Origin of the sequence: Aurantimicrobium photophilum (genome assembly GCF_003194085.1) — a bacterium.
GTDB classification, from domain to species: domain Bacteria; phylum Actinomycetota; class Actinomycetes; order Actinomycetales; family Microbacteriaceae; genus Aurantimicrobium; species Aurantimicrobium photophilum.
In genome coordinates this window covers 44,767-57,455 of sequence record NZ_CP023994.1, presented here as the reverse complement: position 1 = coordinate 57,455, position 12,689 = coordinate 44,767, and the positions used below count along the sequence as shown (strand labels likewise).

13 protein-coding genes are annotated in these 12,689 nt (G+C 52.8%); 1 reads left to right on the top strand and 12 read right to left on the bottom strand.

Annotated elements, in window-relative coordinates:
• On the bottom strand, positions 1-726 hold the full coding sequence (locus tag AURMO_RS00315) for a type 1 glutamine amidotransferase (RefSeq protein WP_110232622.1): 726 nt from the start codon (positions 724-726) through the stop codon (positions 1-3).
• Positions 723-2,006 (bottom strand): Mur ligase family protein, encoded by a 1,284-nt coding sequence (locus tag AURMO_RS00310; RefSeq protein WP_239406836.1) that lies wholly within the window; start codon positions 2,004-2,006, stop codon positions 723-725. The genes AURMO_RS00315 and AURMO_RS00310 overlap by 4 nt, the downstream gene beginning before the upstream one ends.
• A 344-nt stretch (positions 2,007-2,350) precedes the next feature.
• Here AURMO_RS00310 and AURMO_RS00300 point away from each other — a divergent pair, with 344 nt between their 5' ends.
• Positions 2,351-2,806, top strand: coding sequence for a nuclear transport factor 2 family protein (locus AURMO_RS00300; protein WP_110232620.1), 456 nt, complete (start codon positions 2,351-2,353; stop codon positions 2,804-2,806).
• A gap of 7 nt (positions 2,807-2,813) precedes the next feature.
• On the opposite strand, the gene AURMO_RS00295 is transcribed toward AURMO_RS00300, so the two are convergent.
• From AURMO_RS00295 to AURMO_RS00250, 10 genes are all read right to left on the bottom strand, one after another.
• Positions 2,814-3,581, bottom strand: coding sequence for a cyclase family protein (locus AURMO_RS00295; RefSeq protein ID WP_110232619.1), 768 nt, complete (start codon positions 3,579-3,581; stop codon positions 2,814-2,816).
• 64 nt (positions 3,582-3,645) lie between these two features.
• Positions 3,646-4,581: a LysR family transcriptional regulator gene (locus AURMO_RS00290; protein ID WP_110232618.1), complete on the bottom strand. Its 936-nt coding sequence runs from the start codon at positions 4,579-4,581 to the stop codon at positions 3,646-3,648.
• A 64-nt stretch (positions 4,582-4,645) separates the two neighbouring features.
• Positions 4,646-6,037, bottom strand: coding sequence for an NAD-dependent succinate-semialdehyde dehydrogenase (locus tag AURMO_RS00285; RefSeq protein WP_204163622.1), 1,392 nt, complete (start codon positions 6,035-6,037; stop codon positions 4,646-4,648).
• Complete coding sequence (locus AURMO_RS00280) at positions 6,034-6,996, bottom strand: fumarylacetoacetate hydrolase family protein (protein WP_110232616.1); 963 nt, start codon at positions 6,994-6,996, stop codon at positions 6,034-6,036. Before AURMO_RS00280 ends, AURMO_RS00285 begins: the two co-directional genes overlap by 4 nt.
• Positions 6,997-6,998: 2 nt before the next feature.
• On the bottom strand, positions 6,999-7,292 hold the full coding sequence (locus AURMO_RS00275) for a putative quinol monooxygenase (RefSeq protein WP_110232615.1): 294 nt from the start codon (positions 7,290-7,292) through the stop codon (positions 6,999-7,001).
• A gap of 28 nt (positions 7,293-7,320) precedes the next feature.
• The gene (locus AURMO_RS00270; protein WP_110232614.1) at positions 7,321-8,319 is read right to left on the bottom strand and encodes an ABC transporter permease; all 999 of its coding nucleotides are present in this window, start codon (positions 8,317-8,319) and stop codon (positions 7,321-7,323) included.
• Positions 8,316-9,944: a sugar ABC transporter ATP-binding protein gene (locus AURMO_RS00265; RefSeq protein WP_110232613.1), complete on the bottom strand. Its 1,629-nt coding sequence runs from the start codon at positions 9,942-9,944 to the stop codon at positions 8,316-8,318. The genes AURMO_RS00270 and AURMO_RS00265 overlap by 4 nt, the downstream gene beginning before the upstream one ends.
• A complete protein-coding gene (locus tag AURMO_RS00260) occupies positions 9,944-11,065 on the bottom strand; it encodes a sugar ABC transporter substrate-binding protein (protein ID WP_162532611.1) in 1,122 nt (373 codons plus the stop codon). Before AURMO_RS00260 ends, AURMO_RS00265 begins: the two co-directional genes overlap by 1 nt.
• 179 nt (positions 11,066-11,244) lie before the next feature.
• Positions 11,245-12,168: an NADP-dependent oxidoreductase gene (locus tag AURMO_RS00255; RefSeq protein WP_110232611.1), complete on the bottom strand. Its 924-nt coding sequence runs from the start codon at positions 12,166-12,168 to the stop codon at positions 11,245-11,247.
• Entirely contained in the window at positions 12,168-12,686 is a 519-nt protein-coding gene (locus AURMO_RS00250) for an RpiB/LacA/LacB family sugar-phosphate isomerase (RefSeq protein ID WP_162532610.1), read from the bottom strand. The genes AURMO_RS00255 and AURMO_RS00250 overlap by 1 nt, the downstream gene beginning before the upstream one ends.
• Between the last annotated feature and the right edge of the window lie 3 nt (positions 12,687-12,689).

The window sequence follows — 12,689 nt, the reverse complement described above, 5'->3', positions numbered from 1 at the left end:
TTACCTACTCTTGCTCACAAAGTCCAGGCGCTCACGTCGGAGCGCCTCCACTTCTGCCTCGACAATATGTTCAAGCTTGCAGTCTACAGCCCAACTCAGAAGTTGTTCAGCTACCTGGGGGTTTCGAACCAAGCAGGGTCCGTGCAGGTAGGTGCCGATGACGCGGCCGTTAATGGCACCCTCGGTTGTGCCATCTCCGTTACCAATTCCCGAGGTGACCGAAGCAAAAGGTTCAACACCGGAGCCCAGATGAGTGAAACCACCATGGTTTTCATAACCAGTGAGAACGGCTGAGATTCCGGAGGGGCCTGTCGAAAGGGGATGCGCCACAAGCTCACCGACAGCACGCTTCTCTAAGCGGTCCGTGGTGACATCAAGTAAGCCAAGACCTGAAGAAGGCTTGCCCTCAGCGTCGAGGAAGGTGTGGCCCAAGATTTGATACCCGGCACAAATCGAAAGCACAGCAGCGCCGTTCTTAACACCCTCGGCGAGCGCTCCGCTGGCGTGCAAAGCTGCTGCAGCTGCTGACTGCGCGGTGTCTTCACCGCCACCCAGAACGTAAATATCTGCGTTTGCGGGGACTTTCTGTCCGGGTGATACCTCGTCAACTGACACCGTGATGCCATGCAGTGCAGCAATGTGGCGCAAAGCAGCCACATTTCCGCCGTCACCATAGGTGCCCAAAAGGGTGGGATAGATGGAGGCAATTTTCACAGTCTTGCTCATGCGTCCACCGCTCCTTCAAGAGCACCGACACGGATCTTCTGGAACGCCGTATAGGTCGCAGCGCAGTCAATGACGTCCAGCTTTCGCACACTCTCAGGCAACTCTGCTTCTGGAGCAAAGGGGTCCTCGACCACAACGCAGTCCACGCCGGCATGGAGTAATCGAACAGCGAGGTCACGTCGACGATTGCCTGAAGCAATCACCGTGCGGCCGGCAAGACGCTCAAAAGGGACATCCCACAACCATGACGGGTCGCGGCCGTCCGCATGGTTCGAGTTAATCATGACAATCACAGGTGTGGGTGCTGGCGGCATGATGTCGAGCAGTTCACTCCAGCCTGCGGGGTTCTTGGCCAACAGCAAGCGCACTTTGAGTGCACCGGATTGAACAATGGCATAGCGACCAGACACAGCAGAGACCGTGGACATGAGTTCCACTGCTTTGGGCAGGTTGTAACCCAGCTCGCTACACGCAGCCAGGGCCATGGTGGCATTAGACGCATTGAAACGACCAGGCAAGTTCAAGTTGGACAGATCAAACTTTTCTCCAGAAGGTGAAACCGCAGTTGCGGAGGTCTTGCCCTTGGTCGCTTTCCACTCAAAGTTCCACGATGGAGTAGGTCGTTTCCGACCACAGCCCGAGCAGCTCCAGGTCTTCTCGTCACGCGTCAGCAGGGTTCCACACTCTGGGCAGACCGAGGAGTCAGCAGTCCACGCCTGACCGGCAGCAACCCAGACAATCTTCTGAGCCTTCTCTGCAGCGAAGACGACAATGGGGTCATCTGCGTTGGCAATGATGAGAACTTCGGGGTTCTCTTCGATCATCTTGCGCCACTTGCGTGCGAGCATCGCCACTTCGCTCATGCGGTCGAGCTGATCACGACTGAGGTTAGCCAAGAGCACAACCTTCGGCTGTGTCTCTTTCACAATGCGAGGCAGATAAGCCTCGTCCACTTCAAGAACAGCCTGAGCACCTGGTGCACCGGTGGCCAAAGCCCACACTGCGCCTTCAGTCATGTTGGCGCCAGTGGTGGGAGAAGAGATCGGTCCACCTTGGCTCATTGCAGTGGCAAGGAGACGAGTAGTGGAGGTCTTGCCGTTGGTTGCTGAGACAAGCGCTGCAACACGACCCTGTGCTAGATCTTCAAGCGCGTGAGGAGAAATCTTGAGGGCAACGGTGCCGCCAATAATCATGCCTTCGCCACGGCCAGCCAGCCTTGATGCGGCGGCTGCGAGTTTGCCCGCAGAAATCGCCAGACGGGTTCTCAGGGGCGTATTCACGTCTCCACTTTATTGGTTCCGGCACACAACCCGGTGGTGACAGGCGCATCCAGTTTCTCTAGTAATTTACTGGGCTGTTTAGATATGAAAGCCCCATGTGGGAGTAGAAAACTCTGATTCCATATTGCTTCTACATTCCTTTGAATGCTGTTGGGTAAAGCTAATAAGTACAACAAAACGCTCAATCCCTTTTCGCAAAGAATGGTCTCAATTTGACTATCGAACTCGATAATCAATAGCTGCTATGTGCAATTCCAATTCTCGGCTTCTGTAGTGAAATCACAATTGAAACTAAAGTCAGAAACAGTTCGCTGCTACTACTTCTCTCCCAGGATTGGCCAACAATGACCGGAACAAACACTCAAGAATTATCTGAATTCGAAATGATGCTTCACGAGCGCGCCATCAGCAAGCTCATCATTAAATTCGCTCGATATCTGGATGAGAAGAACTTTGAGGCGTATTCCCTCTGTTACACAGAGGACGGTGAGCTCATCACGCCCTGGGGTGTGCAAAAAGGTCGTGCTGGAATTCGCGACAAGGTCGAGACAGATTTAGGCAAATACTTCGCAACGCAACACGTCAGCGCTAACCATGACATCCAGATCACAGGCAACACTGCCACGGTGAGATCTTCGCTCTGGGCGACACATGTCCACGATTCCGAAGGTCAACATTTTTGGGCTGGCGGCGGACACTATGACTACAACCTTGTGCTCAATAGTGGCGAGTGGAAAATCGCACGCGTAAAGATCAACCCGGTGTGGAAGTTGACCAATGACGAGCGAGAAACAGAATAAGGCTGAGTCAGTCCTCGAATATTGCTACTGCTCGTGTCCAGCCCGCTGATGCGCCACGAACCTTGGTGGGGAAGCAAGCAACAGTAAAACCCGTAGCTGGTAGTTGATCAAGATGTTGCAACTTTTCAATCTGGCAGTACGCAACATCAGCGCCGGCCTTATGGCCTTCCCAGACAACTGAGGGGTCGCCTGTTGATTCAAATAGCTGGCGGTTGACAGGAATGGGAAGGTCCCAACCCCACGCGTCAGTGCCCACAACCTTTATCCCCTGGCCAGTGAGGTGAAGTGTGGCAGCACGTCCAAAGCCAACCCCAGTATCCACATAGTCCTCACGACCATATGAAGCGGCTGCCACCGTATGCATGAGCACGATGTCAAAGGGCTTGAGTGTGTACTCAATGGCCGCGAGCGCCTGATCAATATCCTCTGGAGTGACGAGGTGTCCGCTTGGAAGGTGAGTGAGATCTAACTTCACACCGGGTCGGAAGAACCAGTCCAAAGGCACTTCATCGATTGTCCATGCACGCTCTCCCCCATTCATCGTGGGGTGATAGTGCCATGGAGCATCCACGTGAGTTCCGGCGTGAGTGGTCATGGTTACTGTTTCTGCAGCAAGACCTTGGCCGTCCGGAAGCTGCTCAGGCAAGATTCCATACATGTTGAACATGTCTTTGAGACCACCGATGTGATCTTTATATTCGATCTTGGGACGCAAAAAGGGGGGATCAACCGGGACAATATCGTCCAAGGGCATAGATAGGTCTACAAATCTCATATCGCCAGCCTAGGTCTCTGCTTTTCTGACCAATCATCCGGTTATGAGATAGCAGGCATATGAGTTATTCCTCTTCTGCAGAGCCACCAAATTCTACAATTTCAGCAGCTGTCCGAAGCATGCTTACCAACCATTTCAAAGCAGGGTCTGCGGTCTTAGAAGGGTGCCAGTGAGCAGCTTCAACCAAGGTCACAGAATTCAGCGGTGTCTTGGCAATTGTTAATCCCAGGGATTCGCTGTATTGCTCACTCAGTCTTTCTGGGACAAAACCCACCATTGAGGAGCCGCTTACCGCAAATGGGACAGGCAGGAATCCCTGAACGGAAACACCTATATGAGGGCTGATTCCCGCGTTAGCAAGCATGTCATCCACATGCGTGTGAACATGCTCACCGAAATTGCTGTGCACGTGACGCAAGTCAGCCAGATCACTCAAAGACAACTGGCCTTCTCGAAGGCGGGGGTTTGTCTTATCGACGATGCAGACAAAGGTGTCGCTGAATAGTGATTGGCGCTTGCCAGGTACTCCACGCCCTGTTCCCGCAATGATGACGTCCCTGCGGAGGAGGTCATTTGGCTCAACGTTCGCCCCTGCCGGGAGGGCATCGAATTCAACATTGACCCCAGGGGCTGCTTGTTCTATGACAGAGAGCAAAGGGCTTGTCATTTGAGACAGCAGGTAATCAGAAGCAGAAATATAAAAGGTACGAGTGCTCGTGGCAGGTTCGAACGTAGGAAGAAGTTCCAGGGTACGAGAAATTTCCACCATAGCGTCTCGGACGACAGGAATCAGCTCTTCACCACGAGGCGTAAGTTCGAAGCCTCGACCAACTCGCACGAGAATTGGGTCGTCGTATTGCTGGCGAAGACGCGCAAGAGCACCACTGACCGCGGGCTGTGTCATTCCAATGAGCTCACCCGCACGTGTGAGGTTACGCTCGCTCAGAATCGCATCGAGCACCACAATGAGGTTGATATCAACCTTGCGAAGATCAGTCATCTCTCACCACTTTGTGCAGGAACGTAGGTCTCCAGTGTAGTTTTCTTGCACTGACTGCCACTACCTATAAGGAACGAGGAAGCTCGCCCGCCCAGACTGCTCGCACATTGGTGAATTCATGCATGCCTTCAATTGAAAGCTCACGTCCATAACCGCTGAGCTTCACACCACCGAAGGGAAGTCGAGGGTCAGAGGCCACGACACCGTTGACAAAAAGTGCACCGGAATTAATTCCCTTGCCCAGTTCGAGTCCACGGTTCATGTCTGAAGTCCAAATTGATGCCGCCAAACCATACTGAGAAGCATCTGCGAGCTCAATGGCCTGCTCCGCATTCTCTGCCTTGACGAGCGCCATAACCGGCCCAAAAGTCTCTTGATTGAATACGGGCATGTCAGGAGTGACATCCGCCAAGACGGTGGGCGCATAAAAGTTTCCATCGCCGGGCAGGCGGTGGCCACCAGTAATCAGACGTGCGCCCATAGCAATCGATCCCTGAACCTGTCGATCAATATCGTCAACGAAGCTGGGCTTGGCCAGGGGGCCGATCTGGGTTGAAGGGTCAAGAGGATCCCCTATCTTCAACGCAGCAACGGCTTTACCGACGCGGTCTTCAAAGCCGTCAATAACTTTGCTGTCCACGACGAATCGCTTTGCACACAAGCAACTTTGGCCAGTGTTTGTAAAACGTGCACGAACAGCCAGGGGCGTTATGGCATCCAGATCAACATCATCGAGAATGACAAACGGATCAGATCCGCCCAGTTCGAGAACGGTCTTCTTGAGAGCGCGTCCAGCAGCTTCAGCAACATTGGCACCAGCACCCTCACTACCAGTGAGAGTGACAGCGGCAACGCGCTTGTCGGCGATGATCTCGTTGACCATGGAGTGCTGCGCAAGCACCAAGGTCTGGAACAAATTTTTGGGGTAACCAGCCCGCTCAAAAACATCTTGGATTGCCAGAGCAGATCCCGTGACATTAGAAGCGTGCTTGAGCAGACCACCATTGCCTGAGGTCAGTGTCGGAGCGGCGAAGCGAATAACCTGCCAATAGGGGAAGTTCCACGGCATAACGGCCAAGATCACGCCGAGTGGCTCATAGGCAACATAGGACGTGACAGCTTCTGTCTTGACCGGCTTGGGTGCCAAGAATTCTTCAGCGTGATCTGCGTAGTAATCGCAGGTCAAGGCACATTTGAGAACCTCTGCACGAGCCTCAGTGACAGGCTTTCCCATCTCCGTTGCAATTAATCCAGCGTGAGTATCAACCTCGTCGCGAAGAATTGCACCTGCTTTGCGCAGCAATTGTGCACGGTAAGCAATGTCTGTGGTCTTCCAATGCTTCTGCGCATCTGCAGTGGATTGAAGTGCAGCGTCCAAACCAGAATGATCAAGTGCTGGGTAGTTCTCGAGGGCTTCTCCGGTGGAGGGGTTTACGGTCTTGACAAGGGAGTTCACAGACGATCCTCGCTGTAGGTACGACGGGCACGGGGAACTGTGTGGCCTGGGCTGACACATTCAGTGACAGTGTTGCAAAGCATGCCCAAACCTTCGATGGTCATTTCCACTACGTCGCCCACTTGAAGCGGAGCGGGGGTCTCGTTTTGCTTAGAACGGCTCCAGTGTTCGGACATCGCACCCATACCTGCAGTGCCAGAAGCTAGGACATCCCCAGCGCCAACGACTGTTCCGCGGGATGCGTGCGAAATAAGCTCTTCAAATGACCAAGACATGTTCTTGCACGAGTCACGGCCATATTCAACACCGTTGACCTTGACGACCATTTCAAGGTCGTAACGGTCACCATCGCGGTATTGCTCAAGCTCATCTGGAGTCGTAATCCACGGACCGAAAGTGTTATTAAAGTCTTTGCCCTTGTTAGGGCCAAGGCCCACTTTCATTTCATTCGCCTGAATATCACGTGCAGACCAGTCATTAAAAATGCAATATCCGGCGATATAGTCGCCTGCTTCTTCAACGCTCACATCACGAGCTTCCTTGAGAATCACGACAGCCATCTCAAGCTCAAAATCAAGACGCTTAGTCAAAGGTGGCATGGGGATGTCATCAGTCGACCCCGAGGTCGCCCAAGGGTTCATGAAATAGAAGCCAGGAGCTTCAAACCAGGCATCAGGAATAGTTCCATCGCCGTCGAAAGATTTCTTCATTCCGGCGACGTGTGCTTCAAATGAAAGGAAGTCACGCATTGCCCGCGGTTCAACTGGGGTCAGATATTTCACTGAGTCAGCTGGAGCACGAAAGTACTTCCCAGCTTGCCCTTCAAGGTAATCACGCTCACGTCGTGGAAGTGCCAATACTTCCAACAGTGTGAGATTGGTCTGCAACGAGAGGATCTTCCCATCGCGAATAACACCGAGATGGGGGAACCCGTTGTGTTGATAGCGAGCGATACGCATTCTTAGTAGTCCAAGGTCTCGTAGAAGTCGCGCTGACGAGTCTCGAGAACAGGAATTGCCTTACCGAGCGCGTACTCCTTGAAGTGGTCATATTCTGCGTGAGCCTTGAATGCGGCCTCATCAGTGTAGACCTCAAAGATTCGGAACGTGTTGGGTTCTGCAGGGTCCTGGTAGGCCTGATAGTAAATGTTGCCTTCTTCAGTTCGCGAAGCAGGAGAGAGGTGCTTCAGTGCTTCTGCTACTACGTCAGCGCTGCCTTCTTTTGCGATCCAAGTCGCGGAGCATACAAATGCCATGATGTGTTCCTTTTCTTTATTGTGAGAGTTAGCCTCGACGCTTGCGGCGACCCAGGTAGGTAGAGAAACCGACAGCGAGAAGTAGGGCGGTTCCGTTGAATACTGGCGATGCCCAACCGCTTGCTCCTGAAAGCACGAGGCCACTGACCGCGATGGAGACAAAGAGTGCACCGATAAGTGTTCCGAACACGTTGAAGAATCCGGGGTTGATTGCGGTTGCTCCAAGGAATACTGCAGCAAGCGCGGCAAACAGAAGTGCGCCGCCGTCTCCTGCTGTTGCACTTCCCATACGTGAAAGCTGAATTACACCGGCAAGACCCGAAATGCTTGAAGCTACAACAAAGCTCCACCAGACATTCTTCTCAACACGAACACCAACCAAGCGTGCACTGTTGACGTTCGAACCGATTGCATAAAGTGAACGACCATAAGGGGTTTGAGACAAGAAGTACCATGCAGCAATAGCAACAATGAGCACCAGGTAGACGACTGTTGGAAGTCCCAAGAATCTGGATGAACCAAACTTCGTGATAGCTGGGTCAATTCCCGAAACGATCGTCTGACCGCCCGTGTACCAGAGGATAATTCCGGAGAGCAAAGTTGCAGTTGCAAGAGTGGTGACAAACGGAGGCATATGGCGCTTGGTCACTAACCAACCGTTGAACAGTCCAACAAGCGAAGCAAGCAAGATTGGGACGATGACTGCTACCCACAGCGGTGCGTGCATATTTGCCATAAGACCTGCACTCATGACCTGGGCCATTGCTGCCACTGCACCGAGCGAGAAGTCAAAGTAACCAGAGATAAGCGGGAACAACGCAGCAATTGCGACAAGCGAAACCACAGCCTGGCTGCCGAGAATCACATTGAGATTCATAACCGTCGGGAATGCTCGCGAGCTTGCTGGGTTTACCGTGAAAAACATAAACACGAGAGCAAGCAAAATAAGGAGGGCGTAACGCTCAAGAATCACTCCGAAGGTGATTCGTTCTTTACCTGAGGGCAAAACTTCTTTGTTGTTCGTCATGAACGTGCCTTCCGTGCAGTTGCGCTTTTAACAACAGGGATTGCTCCTGTTGGGTCTTTGAGGACAAGTCGGTTGAGATAATCTATTTCTAGTTCGCCGGCTACTACTTCGTCGGTTATGCGACCGGATCTGAGAATGGCCACACGGTCACTGAGTGCATGCAGTTCACTAACGTCCGAGGATGCAACGATTACAGCCATCCCGGCTGCTGCTGCTTCTCGAATGACAGAGTAAATATCTGCTCGCGACATGACGTCCACGCCTTGAGTTGGTTCGTCTAGGAGAAGAAGTGAGGGGTTACGCTGCATCCAACGAGCGAGAACAACCTTTTGTTGATTACCGCCAGACATGGATGAGAACAAAGCATCTGGGCCTGCAACCTTGACGGAGAAACGTTCAATGAGCTTTCGTGCAATGCCGCGTTCTTTTGTCCGGGACATCCATCCGCGAACCCAGTTTTCCCGCAACACAGATGCAGCAATGTTTTCACGAACCGAAAGATCCGAGAATGCAGCATCCTGAACACGATTCTCTGGAACCATTGCAACACCAGCATCCATCGCTTCATCGATGTGCTTGGGCGTGAATTCTTTGCCATTCAAAATGATGGTGCCCTTTGAAGGCTTAACAGAACCAAAAATATTAAGAAGTATTGAGGAACGGCCAGAACCGACTAAGCCAGCGATACCAAGAATTTCACCTGCATGCACTGTGAGGTTCACCCCGCGCAATGGCCCACCGTGAATGCTCTTGAGCACAACAACTTCTTCATTTCGAGCATGACTTTGAGAGCCAGTTGGTCTCAGAGACTTCACCAAGCTGCCCGCCATGATTTCTACGAGTTCATCTTCAGTAGGAGAAGCATCAGTAAGCGTTCCTACAACCTTGCCATCACGGAACACCGTGAAGTCATGAGCCACGGAAAGAACTTCCTGCAGACGGTGGCTGACCATGACCACGGTCTGGCCTTTATCTGCTCGGCGACGCACCTGCTCGAGCAAGCGGGTTGATTCGTGCAGAGCAAGGCTAGCTGTGGGCTCATCCAATACCAGGATGAGATCTTCACCCTCTACCTGGTCTTGAAGAGCACGAGCAATAGCAACCATGGTGCGGTCCGAAGGACGGAGAGACTGAACAGGTGCCCATGGATCAGCATCAATTTCGTACTCGGTAAGTAACCTGCTGACGTGTGCGCGAAGTTTCTTCCAATCAACTCCACCGTAGCTTCGCAATGGATATCCCGCGTCGAGAGCAAAGTTTTCCTCAATCGACAGTTCAGGGAAAAGACCCAAATCCTGGTGGACAAATCGGAGTCCTGCTTGTTGTGCAGTTTGAGAGGTGTAACCGGAAAGCGAGTAAGGCTTTCCGAAAATTGTGAGATCTCCTGAGTCTGCCGTGTAGACAGCCGCGAGAATTTTGATCGAAGTGCTCTTGCCGGAACCGTTTCCGCCAAGAAGCGCGTGGACTGTGCCTTTTCGAACGGTCAAGCTTGCATCTGATAACGCTTGTGTTCCACCAAATGATTTATTGAGCCCTGTGATGGTGAGGGCTACTTCTGAGTGGGAGCCAGAGGCGGCTGGGGAAAACCCAGCCGCCTCCGAACCACTAAGTGGCTTGTTGCTCACTACTTGCCCCAGGCGCTCGAGAAGACCTTCTGGTAGTCAACGGCACCTTCGTAGCCGCCAGACTTTGGCATGTTGTGATCAACGTCAACTGCCTGCATTGACTCACCAATCCACGCTGGGGTACCGCCAGAGAGAACACGAGCTGCGGTATCAACCGAACCCCATGCGCCCCAACCAACAGCGAAACCGATGGTTGCGTTAACACCCTGACCGCCTGCGCGGATCATGTCGAGAACAGGAGCGTCACCGCCGCGGCTTACAACCAGCAGCTGCTCAGCACTTCCGGACTGAACGATTGCCTGAGCAAGACCGCCAACAAGCCATCCATCGATAGGAACGATGAGAGTGTTAGCGTCTGGGTTGTTTAGAATCGCGGTGTTGACCTTCTGAAGCATTGAGCCATCCTGAGTTTCAGGGTCGCTTACGTCTACAGTTTCGAGAACCTTGCCCTTGTTACCAAGTGCTTCCAGTTCCTTTGTGAAACCATCGGTGATCCACTGACCGAATACCTGGCCGGTGAAGTTTAGAACAATTGCGTTCACTTCACCGTTGTGCTTACCGAATGCGTAGTCAGCCTGAAGCTTTCCGAACTCTTCCCACTGCTGGATTGGGTTGAAGTCCTCGAGCCAAAGACGCTCTGATGCCCAAAGCTTGGGGTCACAGTCGTCAACGCCACCGCCACCGATGATCTTGACGCCTGCATCAACTGCTTCCTGGAATGCAGCCTGAGCAACGCCACAACCGATACCGATAGGAATGATTACGTTAGCGCCGCCTGCAACACCCTGACGGATGGCAGTTGCGAAGCCTTCTGGGTTCAGCTTGCCGTCTGCGATTGTTGCAGTCCATCCAAGCTTTTCAGCAGCAGCCTTCACAGCAGCTGCGGGTACGGAACATCCTGGAACCTGCTCGCCACAAGATACGACGTACAGGTTGACGTCCTTGGGTACATCCTTGATGCTGTCGAGGTTCAGCTCGGTGCCAACACCGGTGTATGCAACCTCAAGAGCCGCAGCGGCTTCTTCGCTCAGTCCAATGTTGCTGCTTGAGTCGCTACCCGAGTCCGAGCTACAACCAGTCAGCGCCATCGCGGCGATCGCGAGTACCGCGCCCGTCGCCATGAATTTTGCCTTAATCACATTTCCTCCTGCTGTGGAATAGCAAGGGGCGAAATCAACGAGCCCCATTGCTATGTTGTGTGTCCACAGCGGCTTTGCTGCGAACTCTGTCAGTCAAGCATTCAGCGACAAATCCCGGTACATCGTGTCGCTAATGGGTGCTATCGCGGCTGCGTATGTTTTCAAAACGTTATAACAACTTTGCCACGGACATGACGGGCTTCCAACAGCTCACAAGCTTCGCGGAAATGTTCCAATGGAAACCGTGCTTGCACGTTCAACGTGAGCTTCCCAGAGGCCACAAGATGGGCTAGTTCTGAGAGTTTTGAGGCAGATCGTTCGTATCTGCCAGGGGTAGCAAGACCTAATTCAGCAACGGCTCCGTGGTCAACGATGGAACACACTTTCTCTGGCGAAAGGCCTAATCCCAACGCCATATCTATAGCTGGTCGCCCGAAGTTGTCTTGAAATTTTGTCAGTCCATGTGGGGCAGCAAAGGTGAATTGGGCAGCGATATCGCCGGTGTAGTCAACAGGAATTACACCCAGTTGGCGCAAAAACTCAGCATTTGCTGGACTCGCAGAGCCAATGACAGTTGCCCCCTTCGCCAGCGCGAGCTGGCAGAACACCTGCCCTACAGACCCTGCAGCGGCACTGACACCCAAAGTGTCGGCCGCAGAAATGTTCAACGCAGTGATGCACGCGTCAGCTGTAAGTCCAGCAACAGCAAGACCGCCTGCTACTTCCCAAGAAAGTCCAGCAGGCTTTGGTGCAATTTGTGAAGCTCCGAGGACAACATCTTCCGCAATCGCGTTCTGGTCGGCAAATCCCAGAACCTCATCACCAGCAACAATGGGGTCGCCGTTGAAGTAGGTCGATCCAGCAGCAACCTCAGTGACGATTCCAGCAACATCGTTGCCCACACCATGCGGGAAGGTTGCTGGCATCGGGATGAGGCCTGAGCGCATCTTGAAATCGAAGGGATTGAGTGCCGCAGCTTTGACGGAGAGTCGAACCTGGCCGGGCTGCATTTCAGAATGAGGAACCTCTCCGATGTAGAGAACATCGATGCCGCCGAACTCGTCGTAGAGCAGAGCCCGCGGCATTACAGCCCTTTAGGCCCGGAGGAGCCGGATGAATACTCGATCATCCAGCCCTCGATTGTTCCTGAAGTTTCAAACTCAGCAGTGTTGATTATGCGACGAGCATCATCAAGTATGTTCAAAAAATCTTCTGCCAAAAATACAGTGACGAGCTCCCGAGCATCGACTTCTTGAATCAGCTTCTGACCAAGAATCAAGATATTTGCATCGGCATGCTGGCGAGCATCTATGACAAATTCCTTTGAAAGCCCAGGAACTGCACGGCTACCGTTTACCTTGTTAGCCACAATCGTTTCTGGAGCTCCAGTTTCGCCAACAATGATTCCTCTTGCTGGCACACCTGCATCTTCATCTTCAATGACAGCTTGTCCCACTCGAATTGAGTAGAGCGGGTAGTCATCCTCGTTGTCGAATTCTGGAGCACCGTGCCACACAACCTCGAAGCCAGTGGAATCCAGCCACGCCTCGAGAGCACGGCCAAGTTCATAACCTAAGTAATTCGCTCCGAGGTGGATACGCACGAT